Raw genomic sequence first — 22,439 nt, 5'->3', positions numbered from 1 at the left:
GCCGGCTGAAGCCGGCCCCACAGCAAGAGGCGCCTACTGCGGCTGATAGCCCAGCGTCAGGAAGTACGACCGCCCATCCTGGTAGTAGTACGCCGCCGTTTCGTAATCCTCGTCGAAAGCATTGGCGATCCTGCCCTGTACGAACCAGCTGCCGAAGTGCACCCGGCCGACGAAATCGACGGTGCTGTAGCGGTCGAGTTCGAGCGTGTTGCCGACATCGTCGTAACGCGAGCCGACCAAGTTCACCGTCGCGCCCAGCGAGAACGCGTTCGTGCCATAGCTGACATCGATGCGCCCGGCATCTTCCGGACGGCGCGGCAGCAGCTTGTGCGTCTCCTGATTGCGCGGATCCAGATGCGTGTAGGTGAGTCCGACGCTCCAGCGATCGAGCTGCGTGCGGGCCTGCGCTTCGACGCCGCGGATGCGTGCTTCGTTGATGTTCTGCGGTGAGGACGTGGCGGAGTCGAACGCGATCAGGTCATCGACGTTGGTTTCGAACGCCGACAGCGACCAGGTGGTGTTCGCCGCCGTGCCGCTGATGCCGAGTTCGACGCTGTCCGATTCTTCCGGCGCCAGGTCGGGATTGCTGAATCCCGGGTAGTACAGATCGTTGAAGCTCGGTGCGAGGAACGCGGTGCCCCAGGCGACGGAGAAGGCGAGGTAGTCCTCGGCGAACCATTTCCAGCCCAGACCGCCGGTGGTGTGAGTGCCGAACTGTTCGTTGTCGTCGTTGCGCACCGAGGCGAGCACTTCGTGATCGCCGAAGCGGTCGGCGTACTGGCCGAACACGCCGGTGTTGGTGCGCGAGGTCTCGTCGTAGGGCGTGGTGCTGTCGACGCGGTCGTCGAGCCAGTCGACGCCCAGGGTCAGCACCTGACCCGCGGCAACGGTCCAGTCCGATTGCAGGCCGGCGTTGCGACGTTCGGTGTCGATGGTGGAGCGGTACGTGCCATCGCTGAAATCGTCGGAGTCATCCTGCGCGAGGCCCAGCTGCAGCGTCAGGTCCCAGCTGGAGGTTGCCGCGACCTTGCCCTTGAGCGCGTAGACGGCTTCGGTGAAGTCGGTTTCGTTGGTCCAGCTGCCGTCGTACTCGGTGTGACCGGAGGCATACAGGACGCTGGCTTCCACCTCGGCGGTCTCGCCCCAGCGATAGCCGGTGCGCAGCACGCCGGAGGTATTGCGATAGCCGTCGTCGTCGGGTTCGTCGGTGAAGCAGCCGCCGGTGTAGCCGAACGGGCCGGTCGGCGACGGCTGGCAGGCGTTGTAGCCCTGCGTCTCGAGGTAGTTGCCGGAGACGGCCAGCCAGGCATTCTCGCCCTTGAGGCCGAAGCTGGCGCTCGCATCGTAAGTTTCGTGCGAACCGCCGCCGATCGACACCGACGGTCCGTCGGCATCGCGCGTGAAGATCTGCACGACGCCGCCGATGGCGTCGGCGCCGTACAGGCTGGAGCGCGGTCCGCGCACGATCTCGACGCGCTCGATCTGGTCGACGGGGATGTATTCGAAGCGCGTGGTGCCGGCCGTGGTCGAACCGACGCGCACACCGTTCACCAGCACCAGTACGTGATCGGCCTCGGTACCGCGGATGAACATCGAACTGAGTTTGCCGAGGCCGCCGTTGTTGGCGATGGCGATGCCGGCTTCGCCGCGCAGCAGATCCTGCACCGATTGCACCTGGCGGCGCTGGATGTCGTCGTGCGTCAGCACGGTGACGGAGCCGATCACGTCGGCGATCGGCTGCTCGATGCGCGCCGCCGTGACGATGACTTCGGAAACGGGATCCGGGCTCGCCGCGATCGTGGTGAAAGGAACCGCGCACGCAAGTGCGACGGCCGCGAAGGGCTGATGACGACTCATGACAATGCTCTCCCCATGCTCGCCCGCATGGCCAGATGTGGTTATCGATCTGCGTGCGGGAGTGAGAGAGCAGGCGATGGTGCGCATCGCGCGTACTCCTGATCGCCCGCCGCGACGCCGGTACCGATCGCTCCTGTCCGGCTGGCGGATCGGGCGATCGTGCGTCAGGCCGGTCTCCGGGCTTTCGAGTGAAACCGCAGGTTCATGGACCTGGGGCATTCGTCGCTATCGCCTTCCCATGCCGTCGGCACAGTGGCTGGAGACGCTCGTCTCCGGATATCGATTGGACTCGACTACCGTTGCGGGGGCAGCGCCGGAATGCTCTGCAGGCAGAGGTCACCGGCTTCACGTTCGCGCCCCGATGGAACGGGGCGCTCACCTGACGGGCCGGCACGGTACGGACCGGCCCGGGAGGTGTCAAGGAGCGGCCGGCCGGCGCGCTCCGCCTCTTCTCTTCTGTAGGTCAGGCTTCAGCCTGACTCCCAAGAAGGCCGGCTGTGACCGAAGGAAATCCCGCGGGAAAGCCGGCCCCACAGCAAGACTAGAAGTCCACCATCAATCGTCCATAGATGAACCGTCCCGCACGGCCGTATGGCGCGTAGTTCGAGAACGGCGCATTGCCGGTGGAGTTCAGTGCGATCGGCACCGGGTCCGGATACTCGTCAAACACGTTTTCCGCACCGAGCGCGAACTTGATGTGATCCGTGAAGTGGATGCGGCCTTCCAGGTCCACCACGGCCTGCGAGGACAACCACTGGTCGATCGGCGTGTAGGTGCCGGCGCTCACGTTGGCGAACGTGGCGTTCGTCGACGAATCCGGCGACAGCAGCTTGCCGTAGCGCGTCGCGCGCAGCGTGGCGCCGAAGCGCTGGAAGTCCCAGTTGATGTTGAAGGTGAACTTGGTTTCCGGCGTGCCGTCTTCCATCGTCAGCACGTTGAAACGATCGAACAGCGGCGGCGCGGGATTGAGCGCGGCAAGCGCTTCCGTCGCGGGAATCTTCGTCACGTCCGTCGTGTTCCAGTTGCCCGTCAGCGTAAGGTCGATGCGTCCACCCGATTCGGTGCTCAGCGGATAGTTCAGCACCAGATCGACGCCTTCGGTCTCGGTGTCGACGCCGTTGATGAAGAAGCGGCCGCCGCCGCTGCCGATGAAGCCGAGCGTTTGCAGGTAGGCGCGTACGTTTGGCTGCGTCAGGTTTTCGGACAGCACGATGCGGTCGTCGATGTCGATCTTGTAGTAGTCGATCGTCAGGCTGAGCTTGTCGAACCGGATCACCGCACCGATCGAGTAGTTCAGCGACTCTTCCGCATCCAGCGGCTTGGCGCCGAGCGCGACCGCGATCGGGTCCGACACCGGGAAGGTCGTCACGTCGAACGGTACGCCGCCGATGAAGTTGGTCGAGGTCGTGGCGAAGTACTGCTGCTGCAGCGACGGCGCACGGAAGCCGTTCTGCACCGACGCACGCAGCGCGAACGAATCGGTGAAGTCATAGCGGCCCGACAACTTGCCGGAGAAGCTCTCGCCGAAGTCGGAGTAGTGCTCGCCGCGGATCGCGGCGGAAGCGAGGAACTTGTCGGTGATGTTCGCTTCGAGATCGATGTACGCGCCGTACGCTTCGCGGTTCGTATCGACTTCGTTTTCCGGGCGGAAGCCCGGGAAGACCTGCGAGCCGGAGCCGGTTGCACAGCCGCCCGCGGCGATCTGTGCGTCGGTGAACGGCGCGACGCACCCGGGCGTTCCTGGCGTGTTGAGCGGAATCAGCACGCCGCCATTGCGATAAGAATCCGGCTCGCCCGCGAAGATCTGGTAACCCTCCTGACGCGCTTCCACGCCAAGCGCCACGTTCAGCGGCGAAGCCAGGCCGACATCGAAGCCGCGCACGCCCGAGAAATTGAACACGATCTGGTCGTACTCGAAACCGCCGGCATCGAACGTCGTCTTGCTCGTCGGGCCGATCGACCGGTTCAGCGTGTTCTCGATGGTGAACTCCATCTTGTTGTCGCCGTACACGAGGGAGGTGTCCATGTCCCAGCTGCCGAGCGCCCACTTCACGCCGAACGCGCCGGAGTAATCGGTGACGTCGGGTGCGATCAGCGGCAGGAAGCCGTCGGGATAGATCTCGATGACGTTGCGATCGTCCATCGCGCGGCGGAAGAAGCCTGCCGACACCACGTCGCGATCCTGCCAGCTGGCCCAGCCATAAAGCTGCGCGCTGTTGCCGATGTCGTAGCCGGCGTTGATGAACACCGTCTTCTGGTCCATGTCGGGTTCGCCGTACCAGGCGTTCCAGCGATCGATGGTCGCCTCGCGCGGATCGAAGGCGCCGCCCACCCGCGGATATTGCTGGCGCGAGTCGAAGCCGCCGCGTTCGGTGCGTTCCTGGTCCTTGTATTCGGCGCCGATCGTGAGGAAGCCGTCCGCGCCGAGCGCCAGACCTTTCCATGCCGAGACCACCAGCGTTTCGCCGTCGGACACGTCGCGCTTCGCCTGGTTGAACGGGACGGACCAGTTCGCGCCGGTGGGCGCCGGGGCGGTCGGCACTTCGTAACTGGATTCGCGCACGCCGTACTGCACGCTCGCTGCGCCGCCGTCGTTGTCGTCGCGCAGCCGCAGGTTGATCACGCCGGCGATGGCGTCCGAGCCGTACTGCGCGGAAGCGCCGTCGCGCAGCACTTCGATGGATTTCACCATCGCGTTGGGAATCGTGTTCATGTCCACGGCCGAGGCGCCGCGACCGATGGTGCCGTTGACGTTCACCAGCGAGGCCGAGTGCCGGCGCTTGCTGTTGACCAGCACCAGCGTCTGGTCGGGCGAGAGACCGCGCAGCGTCGCTGGTCGAATCGTGTCCGTACCGTCGGCGAGACCAGGGCGCGGAAAGTTGAATGACGGCAAGACCACGGACAGCGCCTGGTTCACTTCCACCGTGCCGACGTTCTCCAGTGCGGCCGCGCTGACGATGTCGACGGGCACGGCGGTGTCGAGAGCCGAGCGATTCTCCACGCGCGTGCCGGTGACGACGATCTGTTCGAGGACGTTCTTGTCCTCCGGCGGGACGGTCTGAGCCTGGATGGAGTGACTGGCAACCAGCGCCAGCGATGCGGCCGAAAGCAACCTGAATGGCATCTTCTGCGAATGCATATGGGTTCTCCCTGCGTCGGTAAAAATTTGCCGGCCAGCGCCGGATTGGATGTGACTCTGGAGCAACACGACGGCCCGTACCATTGTGATTGGCCGCAGCCCCTGCCTGCGGCGGGCGTTGCTCAGGGCATACAAACAGGCAAGCGGCACGCGGATTCGCCCGGTATATTCCGTGCGGAAATTCAGCGCGCCCGGTGCGTCGATCGTCCCGGCCGTGCACTCGCCGTGTTTTTTTCGCAAGCTACGCCACTGTCATGCATTCACCCTTTCTCGCCACCGCCCTCGACGCGGCCCATGCCGCTGCCGCCGTCATCCGTCGCTACTACCAGCGCAATCTCGACGTCGTCCTGAAAGCCGACAAGTCGCCGGTCACCCAGGCCGATGTCGAAACCGAGCAGACGATTCGCGACATCATCGGCGCACGTTTTCCCGACCACGGGTTCTACGGCGAGGAAACCGGCCAGAGCGCCCTCGATGCCGAGTATCTGTGGCTGGTCGATCCCATCGACGGCACCAAGGCCTTCGTGCGCGAGTACCCGTTCTTCTCCACGCAGATCGCGCTCATGCATCGCGGCCGGCTGATCGTCGGCGTGTCGTCCGCGCCGGTGTACGGCGAGGTGGCCTATGCGGAAATCGGCGTCGGCGCGTGGCTGGACGACAAGCCGATTCGCGTGAGCGAGATCGACAGCATCGAAGCGGCCGCGGTTTCCGGCGGCAATCTCAAGACACTGGCATCGGGACCGCGCTGGTCGCGTTACGGCGAACTCGTCGCGCGGGTCAATCGCATCCGCGGCTACGGCGATTTCCTGCACTACCACCTGCTGGCCTCGGGCAAGCTCGAAGCCGTCATCGAATCCGACGTGAACATTCTCGACATCGCGGCGCTTGCCGTGATCGTCGAAGCGGCCGGTGGGAAATTCACCGACCTCGATGGCCGGCCGCTCGATTTGCAGACGACTTCCGTCCTGGCGGCGAACTCGCGATTGCACGCGACGTTGCTGTCGCAACTGTCCTAGTCTTTCTGCGTGTGGGGCCGGCTTTCCCGCGGGATTTCCTTCGGTCACAGCCGGCCTCGGCAATGTCAGGCTGAAGCCTGACCTACAGAAGAGGCTTCAGCCTGACTCCCGTGCAGATGGCCGGCTGTGACCGAAGGAAATCCCGCGGGAAAGCCGGCCCCACAGGCAGAGTCCTGAAGCCCGGCTCAGATTCTTCTCTTCGCTGCGCAATCCGGGCACACTGCGCGCGCGACTCAAGCTTGGGGGCGAGGTCGCACCACAACAACGATCACGGAGTGGACATGTCCACCGACCCGCTGCCCCCGTTCCAGACCCGCGAACTGCCCGAACCGCCCACGCGCGTATGGCCGCTCATCGGCCCCGGCATCATCGCCGCCGGCGTCGGTCTCGCTTCCGGCGAATTCATTCTCTGGCCCTTCATCGCCTCGCAGGTGGGACTGATGCTGCTGTGGGGCGCGGCCATCGGCATCGCGACCCAGTGGTTCCTGAACATGGAGATCGAGCGCTACACGCTCGCCACGGGCGAAACGGCGCTCGCCGGTTTCACGCGCCTGTGGAAGCACTGGGGACTGGTGTTCGCCGTGCTGGTGTATTTCGCCAATCTCTGGCCGGGCTGGGCTACTTCGTCTGCGACCATGCTCACCTATCTGGTGGGCGGCGATGCAACGGTCATCGCCATCGGTTTGTTGCTGGTCATCGGCGCGGCGCTGACGCTGGCGCCGGTCGTGTACACGCTGATGGAGCGCGTGCAGTTCCTTAAAGTGGTGGCGGTCGTGACGTTCATCATCGTCGCCGTGATCTTCGTGATCACGCGCGAGGCGTGGGCCGAACTGCCGCGCGGCTTTACGCAGGTCGGCACGCTGCCGCCGCAGCTCGGCTTCGCACTGGTGATGGGCGCCTTCGCGTATGCGGGTGCCGGCGGCGGACAGAATCTGTGTCAGAGCAACTGGATTCGCGACAAGGGATTCGGCATGGGCGCGTACGTGCCGCGGCTCGTCAGTCCCATCACGGGCGAGGAGGGCGCGGCTCATGTGCCGGGCGGCTACCGCTTCGAACCGACCGCGGCGAATCTCGCGCGCTGGCGCGGCTGGTGGCGCATGGCGAACCTCGAACAGGCGCTGACGTTCGCGCTGATCTCCTTCGTGACCATCGTGTTCACCTCGATGATCGCGTACTCGACTGTCTACGGCCGCCCCGGCGTGCCGCAGAACGTCGACTTCATCCGCACGCAGGGCGAACAGATGCAGCTCGTGGCTGGCGCCTGGTTCGGCGTGCTGTACTGGATCATCGGCGCGGTCTCGCTGTTCGCCGCGGCGATGGGCATCGTCGACTACACGAGTCGCATCGGCGCCGACGTGCTGAAGAGCACTTACCTGCGCGGCTCGCGTCACAGCGAGAACCGGATCTACTTCGCGCTCGTGTGGGCGCTGGTCCTTTGCGGCTGCATCGTGCTGCTCTTCGGCGTGCGCCAGCCGCTGGTGCTGCTGGTCATTTCGTCGGTTACCAGCGGCGTGACGATGTGCATCTATTCGGTCCTGCTGATCCTGCTGAACCGCCGCTGGCTGCCGGCCCAGATCCGCATCTCGCGACCGCGCACCGCGGCGCTCGTCTGGTCGACGCTGCTGTTCGGGTTCCTGGCCGTGCTCACGTTTCAGCAGCAGATCCGCAATCTGCTGTCGTAGCGGCAGGGCCTGCAACCTTTTCGGTCGCTGTCGTGTCCTAATGGCACCCCGGTTCGCAGCTGGAGAATTTCGATGCAGTTCCTGATGTTCGTCGTGCTCTGGTGCCTGTTGCTGGTCGTCGCCTGGCCGCTGGCGCTGGCCCTGCTGGTGTTCCTGCCGCTGCTGTGGCTGCTGTCGATCCCTTTCCGGATCGTCGGCGTGCTGCTGGAGGCGTGCATCGCGTTCATCAAGGCGCTGTTCTTTCTGCCCGCGAGATTGCTGGGGCACCGCGGCTGATCGCCTGTAGGGCCGGCCTCTGCCGGCCTCTTCTGTAGGTCAGGCTTCAGCCTGACTCTTCGAGAAGGCCGGCTGAAGCCGGCCCCACAGCAAGAGAAAGAACAAGAGCAAGAATAGCGGCCGCCTACACCGTCACGAACGTCCTGCCGCCTTCCCACGTGAGTTCGCGCACGGTGACGCCGTAGAGACGCGAAATCGTCGCCTCGTTCAGCACACGCTGCACCGGTCCGTGCAGCCACTCGCCATTGCCGAACAGCAGCAGCGCCTGATCGCCGAAGCGCGTGGCGAGGCCGATGTCGTGCAGGCTCATGACGACGGCGCGCCCGGCATCGGCGCGCGCACGCAGCAATCGCAGCACGTCGATCTGATGCTGCGGATCGAGATGATTGATGGGCTCGTCGAGCAGCATCAGCTCCGGATCCTGTGCCAGCAGCGTCGCGATCGCCACGCGACGTCGCTCGCCGCCGGACAAGGTGTCGATCTCGCGCGTCTCCAGGGTGTCCATGTCGACGGATTGCAGCGCGGCGCGGGCGATGGCGCGATCGGACTCACTTTCCCATTGCCAGAAGCCGATGTGCGGATGCCGGCCGATCAGCGTGGTGTCGAGCACGCTCGAAGGAAACGGATCTTCCGAAGTCTGGCTCAGCAGGCCGAGTTGCCGCGCCAGCGGGCGGCGCGGCCAGTCATCGAGCGGACGACCGTCGAACAGCAATGAACCCGCCGCGGGTGCACGCAGGCCGCACAGCGTGTGCAGCGTCAGCGTCTTGCCCGCGCCGTTGCGTCCCAGCACGCAGGTCATGGTGCCGCGCTGGATCGCGAGCGTCAGTTGTCGTACCAGCATGCGGTCGGCAACGCGCACGTCCAGATCGCTGCAGGAGAGCAGCGCAGCAGGAGCATTCGCGAGCGCATTCATCGCGGGCTCCAGCCGATTTCGGTCGCCGTGAGCGGGCCGATCACGACCTGCTGCAGCGATTCGGGAATCTCGGCCTCGCCGGCACTCACCGGAATGCGACCGCCCATGAGTTCCGCGAATTGCTGCGGGTAGCGCGGCTGACGCTGCGGCTCTGCATAGCCATCGGGAAAGCGCGGCAGATTGTCCGCGCCATATTTGTCGCTCGCGCCGAGCGTGTGCAGCAGTTCGTGCGCAATGACGGTGTCGTTCGAGCCTGCCATGCGCTTGTCGGCGAAGACATGCACGATGCCGAACAGGCCCTTCTGCAGTCCGGTGGAATGCGGCAGCGAACTCGTGCGCTGCGGATCGTGATACAGCACGAAGAGTTTTATCTCGCTGCCAGGCGGACCTTCCGCCCGCGACGCCCACCAGCGCGCCCGCAGGCTCCACAGCATGACGCCGAGCCGGCCGGTGCCCGGCTCCAGTTGCGGCGGCAGCTCGCGGATCGGCGCGGCGAGCGAGAGCCGGATCGGCGGTACCGGTTTCACGTCGTAGGCCTTGCCTTCTTCGGCAAAGAAATTCTCGAGCGGCAGCAGATGAGCGCCATCGAGCGACTGCACGTAACGCGCACTGACGGCCGAGTCGTCGCCGTTGATGGGGAAGACCGCGACCCGCAGCGGATTCTGCCAGTCCGTCGAATACACCCGATCGAACCAGGTGTTCAGCGCGACGAACAGCAGGATCAGCAGCAGGATGCCGATGCGAACCTTGCGCCACATGCGTTCAGTTCGCGCTCTCGATGCTGATGTCGGCGAGCTCGCCGTCCTGCGCGCTGTACGACACCGTCATGGGCTGACAGCACACCGAACAGTCCTCGATGTAGCTCTGCGATTCCACCGACAGATCGAGGAACAGCAGGATGGTCTCACCGCAGTTCGGACAGGAGACTTCTACGGAGGTTTCGAGCATGAGGGGTAGTGGAGGGCCGCAGGGAGAACTAAAGAGAGAATGGCCGCAAAAAGGCGCAAACGCCACAAATGAGGAAAAATTACCGATCTTTACCTGCGATTCTTGCGCTTCTTTGCGGCCAATTTCTTTTCTTCAAAGCGTAAATGCATTCCTGATCCAGTCGATCTGCGGCCCGCCCATCCCCGGTGAAATCGCGACGACGTCGAAGCGTGCCGGGTAGCGGCGCAGGTCGGCGCGCATCATCAGCAGGTGTTTGCCGGCGACGATCAGCCGACGTTGCTTCTGCCAGGTGACGGAAGCAGCGCCGCCGCCGAACTCGTTGCTGGCGCGATAGCGCACTTCGATCAGCACCAGCGTCTTCTGCTGCAGCATGACCAGATCGATCTCGCCGCCGCGGCAGCGATAGTTGCGTCCGATCAGGTTCAGTCCCTGCGCTTGCAGGAATCGCAGCGCGATGGCTTCGCCGCTTGCGCCCGCTTCCTTGCGGTTCCGGTCGTCCATGAAGTCTCCTGATTTACCGGGCGGCGGTCGCCGCCATCCCGAGCGGGACCGGTTTGCCTTCCGTGACGCGTGCCCAGTCGAGATCGCGCCGCACGCGGCCGCGTTCGTCGATCGACAGCAGGCCGGTCATGCCCGGAATGGCATTGGCGCTGCCGAACTTGCCGGCCTTCAGCAGCGGCACGATGCGATAGGCGTCGAAGCCAAAGGCATAGAGTCGTCCGCGACCGCGCGCGCGCACCGGCCAGTAGCGGCTGAGTGCGGTGCGCAGTTCGGTCGAGACCGCGTCGGGCGAGATGACCCAGGGCATGTCGGGGAAGATCACGCCGTCGAGGTCGTTGTTCGCCTGCGTGTCGGGTTCGAAGATGTCCGAGGTCGCATATACGGGTAGATCGTCGGCGAGGAAGAACCGCAGCGTCGGACGCAGCGACCGTCCCTGCGCCGGATACGCGCCCATGAACACGAACTGCGCATCGCCGCGACGGCGCGGCTCGAACTCGAAGCGCTGGCCGAGCGTCGAGTTGATCGCATTCGCGCGGGCGCGGCTCTCATCGATCAGCAGCAGTCGCGAAATCGGATCGGAGAAATCGCGCGCCGAGGTGTCGTAGTAGCGCACCCCGGCGACGGAGCCGCCGAGCGATTTCAGTTCCGACTCGAAGGCGCGATACACGCGCTGGCCCCATTCGTTGTTCGGCACGAGCGCGAGGCCACGCGCGCGACCGTCGGCCATCACACGGTGCGCGACCTGTCGCGCCTCGTCTTCCGGATCGAGCGCGTACTGGAACAGCATGGCGGGCGGCGTGGCGCCATCGGGCAACAGATTCAGCGCGAGCGTCAGTACCGGGACCGTGCCCGATGCGGCCAGCGCGGCGACGTCTTCCTTGAACAGCGGCCCCACCACGAACTGTGCGCCTTCGGCGATCGCGCGCTGATAGGCGGTGTTGGCGCCCATGGCGACGGTGTCGTAGATGTTCACCTGCGGCCGGCGCGCCGAATCCTGCTGCAGCAGCGCCGCCATGAAGCCATCGCGGATCGCTACGCCCGCCGCCTGCTGGCGTCCGCTCAGCGGCAGCACGAGCGCGACCTGTGCCGGATAGTCGAGTCCGACGCCGAGATCGGGCAGGACTTCTTCGTTGAGGAACGTGTTGGCGGGATGCGTCGGATAGCGGCTGCGCCAGGTCGCGAGATCGTTCTTGGCAGTGAACGGATTGCGTGCGGCAACGAGTGCAGCACGACCCAGATCGAGCCAGCCCGCGACGATCGCGCTGCTGCCTGCTTGCGCGGTGAAATCGGCATTGCCGGCCGCGCTGGTCTGCAGTCCTTCCCAGATCAGGCGCTGATTGGCGCGGATGTCCTGCGGATTCGTCAGCAGTCGTTCGCGCTCCAGCGCCGTCGTGACGCCGGCGGCGGGGCGATTGAGCGCGAACTGCGCGCGGGCGCGCAGGGCCAGCACGTTCGGCGCGCTCTCGCGCGGCAGAGGCTGCGGAATCTTCTGCAGTTCCTCGAGCGCTTTCGCCGGATTCTTCGACTGCAACGCCAGTTCGGCAGCGATCAGCGAACGATCCGCTGCATCCTGCGTCGGCAACGAGGCGCTGACCTTCGCCAGCGTCGCCTTCACCTTGTCGGTGTTGCCGGCGAGCAGGTATTCCTTGGCGGCGCGCAGCAGCAGGCGATCGCGCAGTTCTTTCTGCGCCGCGCCCGCCATCGTTTCATAAAGCTGTCCCGCTTCGACGTACTTGCCTTCGCGTGCGAGCTGCTCGGCCTGCGCGAGCTGTCGATCCGCGCCGGACTGCGTGGGTTGCGAAGTCGGCGTCGTGCAGGAAGCGATGCCCAGCAGCGCCACGATCGCCAGTGCGCAGTCCCGCAGGGCGTGCAGTGCACGATCGGATCGGACGGGGACTTCAGGCGCAAGCCGGCAGACGGTAGTCTTGCGGCCGACGGCGAGGGACGGTGTCGCGAACATGTCGGAAATTCTCGAGCCTGAGCGGTCATCCGGGGCCGGCAGTCTACCGCGGACCGTGGGCCGTCTCTAATCGCATCGACCGGCTACGGAAAACCAGCACGTGACAGCAGATCCGCACTCGCCGCATGCCGGCAAGGTCTTCGTCGTCGCCACGCCGATCGGCAATCTCGGCGATCTCAGTCCGCGCGCGCGGGAAGTGCTGGCGTCCGTGTCGCTGATCGCGGCCGAAGACACGCGCCACACGCGACAGCTGCTGCAGTCGTTCGGCATCGGCACCGCGCTTACGTCGCTGCATGAACACAACGAGTCCGAAAAATCGTCGGCATTGATCGAGCGGATCCTGCGCGGCGAATCGCTGGCGCTCGTCTCCGATGCCGGCACGCCGCTGATCAGCGATCCCGGTTTCGATCTCATTGCGGCGGCACGCGCGCAAGGCATCGAAGTGATTGCCGTGCCCGGCCCGTGTGCTGCGATTGCGGCTGTTTCAGTCGCGGGATTGCCCACTGACCGCTTCACGTTCGAAGGCTTCCTGCCCGCGAAATCAGCCGCGCGCCGCGCGCAGCTCGAAAGCCTCGCGGCCGAGTCGCGGACACTCGTGTTCTACGAAGCGCCGCATCGACTGGTCGAAACGCTCGAAGACATGACGGCCATTTTCGGTGTGGACCGCCGCGCCAGCGTGAGCCGCGAACTGACCAAGCGCTTCGAAACAACTTACGCCGGCGCGCTCGGTGAACTGCTCGCTACCGCGAAGTGCGACGAAAACATGTCGCGCGGTGAAATCGTCATCGTCGTCGCCGGCGCTGCGCCGGTTCAGCGCGAAGCCGTAGCGCTCGATATGCAGCAACTCCTGCGTGCGCTGCTGCAGGAACTTCCCGCCGCACAGGCGGCGAAGGTCGCGGCGAAGATCACGGGCGTGAAGCGCGCGGAGTTGTATGAGATGGCGGTGCGGATGGGGAAGGGGAGAGAGGAATAGCCGCAAGAAGGCGCAAAAAACACAAGGTTCGGAATACAAACACGGCGTGGATCCGTCACGGAATTTCTTTCATATGTGAGCTTTGCGCCTTTTTGCGGCCATTCTCTTTTCCTGTCTTGCTTCCGCAGCCTCCAGCCCCCACCATCCGCGCCGGAGTCGGCCAGACAACCGCTGCGCGCAAGCGTGGAGGAAAGTCCGGGCTCCCAGGGCAAGGCGCCAGGTAACGCCTGGGGGACGCGAGTCCACGGAAAGTGCAACAGAGAGCAAACCGCCTAAGCGACGCTGGGGACTGTTCCCGAAATGGGGACTGTCCCCATTCCAGCGCCGCCGGTAAGGGTGAAAGGGTGCGGTAAGAGCGCACCGCGTCGGTGGCAACACTCGACGGCACGGCAAACCCCGCCTGGAGCAAGACCAAATAGGGAAGCACGCTGGCCGAGCAATCGGGCGGCACGTATGGCCCATACAGGCTTCCGGGTAGGTCGCTCGAGGTGCACGGCGACGTGCATCCCAGAGGAATGGTTGTCCTAGACAAAACCCGGCTTATCGGCTGACTCCATCCAATGAGGCCCCGGCCAGCGCCCCTCTCCCGCTTGGGGGAGGGGCGTTTTCTCGTTGTCCCTGCCTTCTTGCATCCCCGCCCGCCACGCGCTGGCCAACCATCATATTTTTCTAAACGAAGCGGTCGACGCTACGGGGCGTACGAGCGCATGTCGGCAATTTTTGTATACATCGCCCGCGTACGCCGGCCGACAGGATCGGCCATTCCCTGCCCCGGTTCGGGCCCGATCGCGCCGCAATGGTGCGCGACTTTGCGCGCAGTCTTCTTTCCCGCGTCCAGCCGTCGTCGATTCCGGCACATATATAGGTGTGCACTCTTGCTTGAAGAAGTGCTCTTAACTCCATGATTTGAATTGAACCTCTCCGGCGCATCGGTCGACGCGGATCTTGCCTCGCGCTAAGTCACTGTCGCCAAACAGGAAATCTCTCAAATTTTTTTGACTTGACGGAACGCGGCTACCTATAGTCGCCGCGTCGGTGGGAAATTGTGGGAATCGGTGGGTTAGAGGGGCGCGAAGTGATCGTCTGATCCCGTCTTTGGCAACGAAACATGTTCCGCGGTGCAAACAAGGTGACGCTCGACGCGAAGGGGCGGTTGGCCATGCCAACGCGCTATCGCGAACGCATCGTCGAGCGTTCCAACGGCCGGCTGATCGCCACCGTCGACCGCGCGGACCGCTGTCTCCTTATCTATCCGTTGCCCGAGTGGGAGGAGATCGAGCTGAAGCTGCGCCGGCTCCCCACCCTGAACCCGGTCGCCCGCCGTCTGCAGCGATTGATGATCGGTCACGCGACGGACCTGGAGCTGGACAACAGCGGCCGGATCCTGCTGCCGCCGAGCCTGCGCGAATACGCCGGGCTGGCGCGCAGCGCGATGCTGATCGGCCAGGGCAATCGCTTCGAGTTGTGGGACGAGGCGGTGTGGAACGAGCAGCGCGATCAGTGGCTGAAGGTGGATGAGACGGCCGAGGAGCTGCCGCCCGAACTGTCGACGCTGTCGCTGTAAGTGCTGAACGTCGGGGTCTTCGATTGACGTGATGACGTTTCAACACACGCCCGTGCTTCTCGAGGAAGTACTGGCGGCACTGCAGGTTCGCGAGGCCGGCCGCTACCTGGACGCGACCTTCGGTCGCGGCGGGCACACGGCGGCGATTCTGGAACGGGTCGGCAAGGAGGGAAGGGTCGTTGCAATCGATCGGGATCCGGAAGCGATTCGCGCCGGTCAGGAACGATTTGCAGGCGATGGGCGCTTGATGCTGGTGAATGGTCCGTTCTCGCAGCTCGCACAGGTGGCGACGCAGGCGGGACTGGCCGGGGGATTCGATGGTGTGTTGCTCGATCTCGGTGTGTCTTCTCCGCAGCTCGACAACGCCGCGCGCGGCTTCAGCTTCGCGCAGGACGGTCCGCTCGACATGCGGATGAACAACGCAAGCGGCATGACGGCGGCGGACTGGGTCAACCGGGCGCCCGAGCATGAGATCGCGCGCGTCATCCGCGAGTACGGCGAAGAGCGGTTTGCGAAGCGCATCGCGCGCGCCGTCGTGCAGGCGCGTTCGCAGTCGCCGTTCGATCGCACGCTGCAGCTTGCGGAGATCGTGTCGGCAGCAGTGCCGATGCGCGAGCCCGGCAAGCATCCGGCCACGCGCACCTTCCAGGCGATCCGCATCCAGGTGAACCAGGAATTCGCCGAGATCGAGTCGGCGCTCGAAGGGTCGCTCGTCGCGCTGGCGCCGCAGGGCCGCCTGTGCGCGATCAGTTTCCACTCGCTCGAAGACGGCCTCGTCAAGCGCTTCATGCAGAAGCACTCGCAGGAAGACCCGGTGTACGCCGGTCTGCCCGAAGTGCCGCCGCATGCGCGTCCGAAGCTGCGGCGCGTCGGCAAGGCGATTCATCCGTCGGCGGCGGAGATCGATCGCAATCCGCGCGCGCGCAGCTCGATCCTGCGCGTCGCGGAAAGGATGGCGGCATGAACACGCTCAGCCGCTGGTCGATGCCGTTGCTCTGGGCGCTGCTGTTCGTATCGGCAGTGGCCGTGGTGTGGAGCCGTCACCAGACACGCAGTCTGTTCATCCAGCTGCAGGGCCTGCACTCGCAGCGCGACGGGCTGGATATCGAGTGGGGCCAGTTGAAGATCGAACAGAGCGCCTGGTCCACCCACGGGCGCGTCGAACAGACGGCGCGCGCCGATCTGAAGATGGTGATTCCGAAACCCGACGAAGTACGACTGGTTCAGCCGTAGACATGATCCGCAGCGACAACAAGGCATTCTCGCCCGAGCAATACGCGACGCGTCTGCGCGTCGTGCTCGGCATGCTTGCGTTGATCGCCTGCGCACTCGTCGCCCGCGCCGTCGATCTGCAGTTGCTCGACGACGGTTTCCTCGAAGGCCAGGGCGATGCGCGCTTCACCCGCGTGGCCAAGCTGTCGGCGGTGCGCGGCGCGATCTTCGATCGCAACGGCGAAACGCTCGCCGCGAGCATGCCGGTCGACACGGTGTGGGTCTCGCCGCGCGAAGTCATGAAGGCTTCGGACCAGTTGCCACGGCTGGCCGAAGCGCTCAACCGCGATCCGAAGTGGCTGACGCAGGTGCTGACCAGCAATCTCGAACGCGACTTCCTGTACCTGGTGCGTCACATGCGTCCCAGCGATGCGGCGCAGGTGCAGGCGCTGAAGATTCCCGGCGTGTACCTGCTGCGCGAATACCAGCGCTTCTATCCCGCCGGCGAAGTCACGGGCCATCTGCTCGGCTTCACCAAGAAGTACGAGGACATCGGTCAGGAAGGTCTCGAACTGGCGTACGACCGCTGGCTCGGTGCGGAAGCGGGCGCCAAGCGCGTCATCCAGGATCGCTATGGGCGCACGGTCGAGGACATCGAAAGCATCCGCGCACCGCGGCCGGGGTCGGATCTCGTCACCAGCATCGACCTGCGCATCCAGTACCTCGCGTATCGCGAACTGAAATCGGCAGTGCAGCTGCATCGCGCCAAGGCCGGCTCGATGGTCGTACTCGATGTCGACACCGGCGAAATCCTGGCGATGGTGAACCAGCCCTCGTACAACCCGAACGATCGCGATCAGGTATCGGCCGCGCGCTACCGCAATCGCGCCGCGACCGACATTTTCGAACCGGGTTCCAGCATCAAGCCGTTCGTCGCGGCGGCCGGTATCGCCTCCGGGCGCTTTCACCCGAATACCGTCATCGACACCACGCCGTTCCGCGTCGGCGCGAAGCTGATCGAGGATCACAAGTTTCTGGGTTCGATTCCGCTCACCACCGTGCTCGCGAAGTCGAGCAATGCCGGCATGGTGAAGATGGCGATGACGCTGTCGCCGCAGAACATGCACGACACGCTCAGCGCGTTCGGCTTCGGCCAGGTGTCAGGCAGCGGCTATCCGGGCGAGTCGGCAGGACTGCTCAATGACGCGGCGCACTGGGGTCGCATCGGACAGGCCACCATGTCGTACGGCTACGGACTGTCCGTGACGCCGCTGCAGCTGGCGCATGCCTACGCGACGCTGGGATCCGGCGGCGTCAGCCGGCCGGTCACGCTGCGACGCATCGAGGAACCGGTGGCAGGCCAGCGCGTACTCGATGAGCACGTCGCGCGCGAACTGCTCGGCATGATGGAAAGTGTCGTGTCGCAGGACGGCACCGGCAAAGGTGCCGCGCTTGCCGGCTATCGCGTTGCGGGAAAGACCGGCACCGCTTGGACCGCGGCGGCCGGCGGCTATTCCACCGATCGCTACAAGGCGACGTTCGGCGGCGTCGTGCCCGCCAGTCATCCGCGTCTCGCTGCAATTGTCGTCATTGACGAGCCGGGCGGGCAGCTTTACTACGGCGGCGACGTCGCTGCCCCCGTGTTTGCGAATGTGATGGCCGGCGCGCTGCGCCTGCTGGGTGTGCCGCCCGATGGTCTGGAGCGCGTGCCGGATGTCACGCTGGTCCAGGCGAGCCGTGGTTCCGAATGAGCGTCATGAGCACAGCTGCCGTGAACCTCACTTCCCCACAACGCCGCAAGAACCTGCGCGAACTGCTGGCGGGACTCGTCGGCGCGGACGTGCCTGACGTGCTCGTCACGGATCTCACGATCGACAGCCGCAAGGCCGGCGCGGGCACGGCGTTCATCGCACTGCCCGGCACTCGCAGTCATGGCGTTGCGTTTGCGTCGCAGGCCGTCAGTCTCGGTGCGACGGTCGTGTTGTGGCAGCCGGTCGAAGGCGTTGCGGCACCGTCTCTGCCTGCGCACGTCACGGTGATCGCCGTGCCGGAACTCAATGTCGCGATCGGCACGATCGCTGACCGCTTCTTCGATGCGCCGTCGCGCTCGGTCACCGTGACCGGCATCACGGGCACCAACGGCAAGACGACGAGCGCCTACGTGCTTGCTTCGGCACTTGCGCATCTCGGCAAGTCTTCTGCGTACGCTGGCACGCTCGGCCACGGCCGCATCGGCGCCGTCATCGCCGGCACGCACACCACGCCGGACTGCATCACGCTGCATCGACAGATCGCGCAACTGCGCGATGAGGGCGTGGCGCAACTGGCGATCGAAGTGTCCTCGCATGCGCTCGACCAGCATCGCGTGGCCGGCGTGCGCATCGACACGGCCGTCTTCACCAACCTGACGCACGATCATCTCGACTACCACGGGACCTTCGAAGCCTACGGCGCGGCGAAGGCGCGGCTGTTCATGTGGCCGGGCCTGCAGCACGCCGTCATCAATGTCGAAGATGCCTTCGGCCGCGAACTCGCTGCGAGCTATCGCGGCCGCGGGCTCGTCATCTGCGCGCGTGCCGACGCCAATCTGCTGCCGGGCTGCGAATACGTCCACGCAATCGGCGTGACGGCGACTGCCGCAGGGCTGGTGCTGAACATCGACAGCAGTTGGGGCGCAGCGACGCTGCGTTCGCGCTTCGTCGGCGATTTCAACGTCGACAACCTGCTCACCGTGCTGGGCGTGCTGCTGGCGCAGGGATTCGCGCTTCCGGCATCGGTCGCAGCGCTCGAAAAATGCGTGCCGCCGCCCGGTCGCATGGAAACCTTCACGGCGAAGGATCGGCCGCTCGCCATCGTCGACTACGCCCACACGCCCGACGCGCTCGACAAGGCATTGAACGCCGCACGCGCCCACACGGGCGGCAAGCTGGTCTGCGTCTTCGGCTGCGGCGGCGATCGCGATGCCCGCAAGCGTCCCGTGATGGGCGCCATCGCCGAACGGCTGGCCGACGTCGTCATCGTCACCGACGACAATCCACGCACCGAGGACGGCAATGCCATCGTGGCCGGCATCGTTGGAGGTCTCACGCAACCGCAGCGCGCCATCGTCGAACGTGACCGTGCGCGTGCGATCGAGCAGGCGATCCGCATGGGGCGCAGCGGCGATGTCGTGCTGATCGCCGGCAAGGGTCACGAGGACTACCAGATCGTCGGTCTCGAAACGCGCTACTTCAGCGACCGCGACGTGGTGCAGGCCGCACTGAGGAGGGAGTCATGATTTCCCGCAGCCTCAATGACATCGTGCGAGTCACGGGCGCCACACTCGTCGGCGAAAACTGCGAGTTCAGCAGCGTGTCCACCGATACGCGCACCTTGCAGCGCGGGGCGCTGTTCATCGCGCTCACGGGACCGAAGTTCGACGGTCACGATTTCGTCTCGATGGCCGCCGAGCGCGGCGCCGTCGCGGCGCTGGTCGAGCGGCCGCTGCCGGTGGAGCTACCGCAGGTGGTCGTTCCCGATGCGCTCGCAGCATTGTCGACGTTCGCGCGCGAATGGCGCCGCCAGTTCGCCATTCCCGTGATCGGCATCACCGGCAGCAACGGCAAGACGACGACCAAGGAATTGATCGGCGCGATCCTGTCGCGGCTCGGTCCCTGCCTGATCACGCGCGGCAACCTCAACAATCACATCGGCGTGCCGCTGATGCTGATGGAGCTGAACGAGACGCATCGCTACGCCGTGATCGAGATGGGCGCGAACCACCAGCGCGAGATCGCGCATCTCGCCAGTCTCGCCGAGCCCGGCATCGGCATCGTGACCAATGCGGGTGCCGCGCATCTGGAAGGCTTTGGCAGCCTCGACGGCGTGGCGATCGGCAAAGGCGAACTCTTCCAGAGCCTGCCCGCAGATGGCGTCGCCGTCATCAACGCGGACGACAAGTACGCACCGCAGTGGAAGGAGTCGCGCGCGGCCGATCGCGTGCTCACGTTCGGCTTCGAGCAGCCGGCCGATTTCATGGCGCACAAGGTGCAGTCGGTGGGCGATGCGAAGGGCTTTCGCATCGACTTCGACCTGGTGACTCCTGCAGGCACGAAGCCGGCAACGCTGGCGCTCGCCGGTCTGCACAACCTGCGCAATGCGCTCGGCGCCGCGGCGGTGGCGCACGCGGCCGGCGCGACGCTCGAGCAGATCGTCGAAGGCCTCGCTGCCATGCGCGCCGTGTCCGGCCGCCTGGAACTCAAGCCCGCGATTCACGGCGCGTTCCTGGTCGACGATTCCTACAACGCCAATCCGAGTTCGCTGAAAGCCGGCATCGATGCGCTGCGTGGCTTCGGCGGCAAGCGCTGGCTGGTGCTGGGCGACATGCTCGAACTCGGTGACAGCGCCAATGAACTGCACGCCGAGATCGGTCGCTATGCACGGCAGGCCGGCATCGAACGCCTGCTCGCCGTCGGCAAGCATTCGCATTTCGCGGTCGAGGCGTTCGGTCGCGGCGCGCAATGGTTCAACGACGTCGACGCACTGATCATCGAAGCGAGCCGCGCACTGACGGCGGGCGTCGCCGTACTCATCAAGGGATCGCGCGCCAACCGGCTCGAACGCGTTTCGGCGGCGCTCGCCGCGATGCCGCCGAAGGCAGCCAACGGGCACTGAACAACAACAAGAGAATCCCATGCTGCTCTACCTTGCCCACTACCTGAGCGAAATCCATTCCGGCTTCCGGGTATTCCAGTACCTGACGCTGCGCGCGATTCTCGCGGCCCTCACCGCGCTCGCGATTTCTTTCATCGTCGGCCCCTGGATGATCCGCACGCTGTCGACGAAGCAGATCGGCCAGCGCGTGCGCGACGACGGTCCGAAGACGCATCTCCCGAAAGCCGGTACGCCGACGATGGGCGGCGCGCTGATTCTCGTCGCCATCGGCGCGAGCACGGTGCTGTGGGCGGATCTCGAGAACCGCTTCGTGCTGGTCACGCTGCTGGTGACGCTCGCGTTCGGACTGATCGGTTTCTGGGACGACTATCTCAAACTCGTCGTCGGCAACAGTCGTGGCCTGATCGCGCGCTACAAATATTTCTGGCAGTCGGTCGCCGGACTCGGTGCGGCGGTCGTGCTGTTCATGACGGCCAAGGCGCCGGCCGAAACCGCGCTCTACGTTCCCTTCTTCAAGACCGTGATGGTGCCGCTCGGCGTCGGCTACATCGCGCTCACGTATTTCGTGATCGTCGGCACCAGCAACGCGGTGAATCTCACCGACGGCCTGGACGGGCTCGCGATCATGCCGGCAGTTCTCGTTGGCGGCGCACTGGGGGTGTTCGCGTATGCAACAGGCAATGCGGTGTTCTCGGGTTATCTCGGCATTCCATTCATCGAGGGGACCGGTGAAATACTGGTGTTCTGCGCGACGCTGGTCGGTGCCGGACTCGGATTCCTCTGGTTCAACACTTACCCGGCCCAGGTGTTCATGGGTGATATCGGTGCGCTCGCGCTTGGTGCGGCACTAGGCGTCGTCGCCGTCATCGTCCGGCAGGAGATCGTGCTGTTCATCATGGGCGGCGTCTTCGTGATGGAGACGGTCTCCGTGATCCTGCAGGTCGCGTCCTTCAAGCTGACCGGCAAGCGCATCTTCCGGATGGCGCCGATCCATCATCACTTCGAACTCAAGGGCTGGGCCGAGCCGAAGGTGATCGTGCGCTTCTGGATCATCTCCGTGATTCTCGTGCTGGTCGGCCTCGCGACCCTGAAGGTGCGTTGAGCATGACGCCGCAGGTCGACATCCGCACACCCCGCAGGCCGCAGGCCGGACGCACCGTCGTCGTCGGCCTCGGGCGCACGGGCATGTCGTGCGCGCGTTACCTGCGTTCGCGCGGTGTGGAGTTCGCGGTGACGGACAGCCGCGCCGCGCCGCCGGAAGCTTCTGCGTTGCGTGAGCTTGCGCCGGAGGCGGAGGTCGCCTTTGGCGGTTTCGACATGGGATTGCTCGATGGCGCGACCGAGATCGTGGCGTCGCCCGGCGTGTCGCTGCGCGAACCGTTTCTTGCGCGTGCGGCTGCGCGCGGCGTGCCCATCGTCGGCGACATCGAACTGTTTGCGCGCGAAGCGCGTGCGCTCATCGCGGCGATTACCGGCACGAATGGCAAGAGCACGGTGACGACGCTCGTGGCGAGGATGGCGGAGGCCGCGGGCAAGCGCGTGCTCGCCGGCGGCAACCTCGGCCGTCCTGCGCTCGAACTGCTCGATGAGCCGGTGCCGGAGCTGTATGTGCTGGAGCTGTCGAGCTTCCAGCTCGATACGACGCATTCGCTGCGAACGGCGGCGGCGACGGTGCTCAATGTGACGCCGGATCACATGGATCGTTACGACACGATCGAGGATTACGCGGCGTCGAAGGCGCGGAT

Annotated in this window: 18 protein-coding genes, 1 other RNA gene, 1 pseudogene and 1 riboswitch; of the genes and pseudogenes, 13 read left to right on the top strand and 7 right to left on the bottom strand. The window is 65.2% G+C overall.

Annotated elements, in window-relative coordinates; all coding sequences use genetic code 11:
• Positions 1–33: 33 nt before the first annotated feature.
• Positions 34–1,857 (bottom strand): TonB-dependent receptor domain-containing protein, encoded by a 1,824-nt coding sequence (locus V7D81_RS10690; protein WP_324316456.1) that lies wholly within the window; start codon positions 1,855–1,857, stop codon positions 34–36.
• A 150-nt stretch (positions 1,858–2,007) separates the two neighbouring features.
• A riboswitch (cobalamin riboswitch) is annotated at positions 2,008–2,255 on the bottom strand.
• Positions 2,256–2,398: 143 nt separating this feature from the next.
• Positions 2,399–4,996, bottom strand: coding sequence for a TonB-dependent receptor plug domain-containing protein (locus V7D81_RS10685; RefSeq protein ID WP_324316454.1), 2,598 nt, complete (start codon positions 4,994–4,996; stop codon positions 2,399–2,401).
• Between the two features lie 254 nt (positions 4,997–5,250).
• Here V7D81_RS10685 and V7D81_RS10680 point away from each other — a divergent pair, with 254 nt between their 5' ends.
• The 3 genes from V7D81_RS10680 (at position 5,251) to V7D81_RS10670 (ending at position 7,970) form a co-directional block, all read left to right on the top strand.
• Positions 5,251–6,012 (top strand): inositol monophosphatase family protein, encoded by a 762-nt coding sequence (locus V7D81_RS10680; protein WP_324316452.1) that lies wholly within the window; start codon positions 5,251–5,253, stop codon positions 6,010–6,012.
• A 281-nt stretch (positions 6,013–6,293) separates the two neighbouring features.
• Positions 6,294–7,694 (top strand): Nramp family divalent metal transporter, encoded by a 1,401-nt coding sequence (locus V7D81_RS10675; protein ID WP_324316450.1) that lies wholly within the window; start codon positions 6,294–6,296, stop codon positions 7,692–7,694.
• A gap of 72 nt (positions 7,695–7,766) precedes the next feature.
• Positions 7,767–7,970 carry a hypothetical protein gene (locus tag V7D81_RS10670; RefSeq protein ID WP_324316448.1) on the top strand — a complete coding sequence of 68 codons (204 nt, stop codon included), beginning with the start codon at positions 7,767–7,769 and terminating at the stop codon, positions 7,968–7,970.
• A 375-nt stretch (positions 7,971–8,345) separates the two neighbouring features.
• Here V7D81_RS10670 and V7D81_RS23255 read toward each other — a convergent pair.
• From V7D81_RS23255 to V7D81_RS10645, 5 genes and pseudogenes are all read right to left on the bottom strand, one after another.
• Positions 8,346–8,769, bottom strand: a pseudogene (locus V7D81_RS23255) (ABC transporter ATP-binding protein); the annotation flags it as partial.
• 110 nt (positions 8,770–8,879) lie between these two features.
• Positions 8,880–9,641, bottom strand: coding sequence for a hypothetical protein (locus V7D81_RS10660; protein WP_324316445.1), 762 nt, complete (start codon positions 9,639–9,641; stop codon positions 8,880–8,882).
• Between the two features lie 4 nt (positions 9,642–9,645).
• The gene (locus V7D81_RS10655) at positions 9,646–9,831 is read right to left on the bottom strand and encodes a CPXCG motif-containing cysteine-rich protein (RefSeq protein WP_324316443.1); all 186 of its coding nucleotides are present in this window, start codon (positions 9,829–9,831) and stop codon (positions 9,646–9,648) included.
• Positions 9,832–9,963: 132 nt separating this feature from the next.
• Complete coding sequence (locus V7D81_RS10650) at positions 9,964–10,332, bottom strand: YraN family protein (protein WP_324316442.1); 369 nt, start codon at positions 10,330–10,332, stop codon at positions 9,964–9,966.
• Positions 10,333–10,345: 13 nt separating this feature from the next.
• The gene (locus tag V7D81_RS10645) at positions 10,346–12,292 is read right to left on the bottom strand and encodes a penicillin-binding protein activator (protein WP_324316439.1); all 1,947 of its coding nucleotides are present in this window, start codon (positions 12,290–12,292) and stop codon (positions 10,346–10,348) included.
• A gap of 100 nt (positions 12,293–12,392) precedes the next feature.
• On the opposite strand from V7D81_RS10645, the gene rsmI reads away from it, so the two are divergent.
• From rsmI to V7D81_RS10595, 10 genes are all read left to right on the top strand, one after another.
• A complete protein-coding gene (rsmI, locus tag V7D81_RS10640; RefSeq protein ID WP_324316438.1) occupies positions 12,393–13,265 on the top strand; it encodes a 16S rRNA (cytidine(1402)-2'-O)-methyltransferase in 873 nt (290 codons plus the stop codon).
• A gap of 152 nt (positions 13,266–13,417) precedes the next feature.
• Positions 13,418–13,824: RNase P RNA component class A (gene rnpB / locus V7D81_RS10635), an RNA gene on the top strand.
• 549 nt (positions 13,825–14,373) lie between these two features.
• Complete coding sequence (gene mraZ / locus V7D81_RS10630; protein WP_324316436.1) at positions 14,374–14,829, top strand: division/cell wall cluster transcriptional repressor MraZ; 456 nt, start codon at positions 14,374–14,376, stop codon at positions 14,827–14,829.
• A 31-nt stretch (positions 14,830–14,860) separates the two neighbouring features.
• Complete coding sequence (rsmH, locus tag V7D81_RS10625) at positions 14,861–15,793, top strand: 16S rRNA (cytosine(1402)-N(4))-methyltransferase RsmH (protein WP_324316434.1); 933 nt, start codon at positions 14,861–14,863, stop codon at positions 15,791–15,793.
• On the top strand, positions 15,790–16,062 hold the full coding sequence (ftsL, locus tag V7D81_RS10620; protein ID WP_324316432.1) for a cell division protein FtsL: 273 nt from the start codon (positions 15,790–15,792) through the stop codon (positions 16,060–16,062). The genes rsmH and ftsL overlap by 4 nt, the downstream gene beginning before the upstream one ends.
• Positions 16,063–16,064: 2 nt before the next feature.
• On the top strand, positions 16,065–17,792 hold the full coding sequence (locus V7D81_RS10615) for a peptidoglycan D,D-transpeptidase FtsI family protein (RefSeq protein ID WP_324316431.1): 1,728 nt from the start codon (positions 16,065–16,067) through the stop codon (positions 17,790–17,792).
• A gap of 5 nt (positions 17,793–17,797) precedes the next feature.
• On the top strand, positions 17,798–19,318 hold the full coding sequence (locus V7D81_RS10610) for a UDP-N-acetylmuramoyl-L-alanyl-D-glutamate--2,6-diaminopimelate ligase (RefSeq protein WP_324316429.1): 1,521 nt from the start codon (positions 17,798–17,800) through the stop codon (positions 19,316–19,318).
• Positions 19,315–20,694, top strand: a complete 1,380-nt coding sequence (locus V7D81_RS10605) for a UDP-N-acetylmuramoyl-tripeptide--D-alanyl-D-alanine ligase (protein WP_324316428.1) — start codon at positions 19,315–19,317, stop codon at positions 20,692–20,694. The genes V7D81_RS10610 and V7D81_RS10605 overlap by 4 nt, the downstream gene beginning before the upstream one ends.
• Before the next feature lie 19 nt (positions 20,695–20,713).
• Positions 20,714–21,796, top strand: coding sequence for a phospho-N-acetylmuramoyl-pentapeptide-transferase (gene mraY / locus V7D81_RS10600; RefSeq protein ID WP_324316426.1), 1,083 nt, complete (start codon positions 20,714–20,716; stop codon positions 21,794–21,796).
• Positions 21,797–21,798: 2 nt separating this feature from the next.
• Positions 21,799–22,439: Mur ligase family protein (locus V7D81_RS10595; protein ID WP_324316424.1), on the top strand; the 641-nt coding region annotated here is incomplete at its 3' end.

The sequence above is a fragment of the Povalibacter sp. genome, from assembly GCF_036735925.1.
Taxonomy (GTDB): Bacteria; Pseudomonadota; Gammaproteobacteria; order Steroidobacterales; family Steroidobacteraceae; genus Steroidobacter.
This window is presented reverse-complemented; position numbering and strand designations above follow the sequence as displayed.

Excerpts from the sequence above, each read along its gene's own strand:
- V7D81_RS10675 (WP_324316450.1), top strand. The coding sequence starts at position 6,294 with ATGTCCACCGACCCGCTGCCCCCGTTCCAGACCCGCGAACTGCCCGAA.
- V7D81_RS10615 (WP_324316431.1), top strand. The coding sequence starts at position 16,065 with ATGATCCGCAGCGACAACAAGGCATTCTCGCCCGAGCAATACGCGACG.
- rsmH (WP_324316434.1), top strand. The coding sequence starts at position 14,861 with ATGACGTTTCAACACACGCCCGTGCTTCTCGAGGAAGTACTGGCGGCA.
- V7D81_RS10670 (WP_324316448.1), top strand. The coding sequence starts at position 7,767 with ATGCAGTTCCTGATGTTCGTCGTGCTCTGGTGCCTGTTGCTGGTCGTC.
- mraY (WP_324316426.1), top strand. The coding sequence starts at position 20,714 with ATGCTGCTCTACCTTGCCCACTACCTGAGCGAAATCCATTCCGGCTTC.
- V7D81_RS10685 (WP_324316454.1), bottom strand. The coding sequence starts at position 4,996 with ATGCATTCGCAGAAGATGCCATTCAGGTTGCTTTCGGCCGCATCGCTG.
- V7D81_RS10650 (WP_324316442.1), bottom strand. The coding sequence starts at position 10,332 with ATGGACGACCGGAACCGCAAGGAAGCGGGCGCAAGCGGCGAAGCCATC.
- V7D81_RS10610 (WP_324316429.1), top strand. The coding sequence starts at position 17,798 with ATGAGCACAGCTGCCGTGAACCTCACTTCCCCACAACGCCGCAAGAAC.
- V7D81_RS10680 (WP_324316452.1), top strand. The coding sequence starts at position 5,251 with ATGCATTCACCCTTTCTCGCCACCGCCCTCGACGCGGCCCATGCCGCT.
- V7D81_RS10645 (WP_324316439.1), bottom strand. The coding sequence starts at position 12,292 with ATGTTCGCGACACCGTCCCTCGCCGTCGGCCGCAAGACTACCGTCTGC.
- V7D81_RS10655 (WP_324316443.1), bottom strand. The coding sequence starts at position 9,831 with ATGCTCGAAACCTCCGTAGAAGTCTCCTGTCCGAACTGCGGTGAGACC.
- ftsL (WP_324316432.1), top strand. The coding sequence starts at position 15,790 with ATGAACACGCTCAGCCGCTGGTCGATGCCGTTGCTCTGGGCGCTGCTG.
- mraZ (WP_324316436.1), top strand. The coding sequence starts at position 14,374 with ATGTTCCGCGGTGCAAACAAGGTGACGCTCGACGCGAAGGGGCGGTTG.
- V7D81_RS10690 (WP_324316456.1), bottom strand. The coding sequence starts at position 1,857 with ATGAGTCGTCATCAGCCCTTCGCGGCCGTCGCACTTGCGTGCGCGGTT.
- V7D81_RS10605 (WP_324316428.1), top strand. The coding sequence starts at position 19,315 with ATGATTTCCCGCAGCCTCAATGACATCGTGCGAGTCACGGGCGCCACA.
- V7D81_RS10660 (WP_324316445.1), bottom strand. The coding sequence starts at position 9,641 with ATGTGGCGCAAGGTTCGCATCGGCATCCTGCTGCTGATCCTGCTGTTC.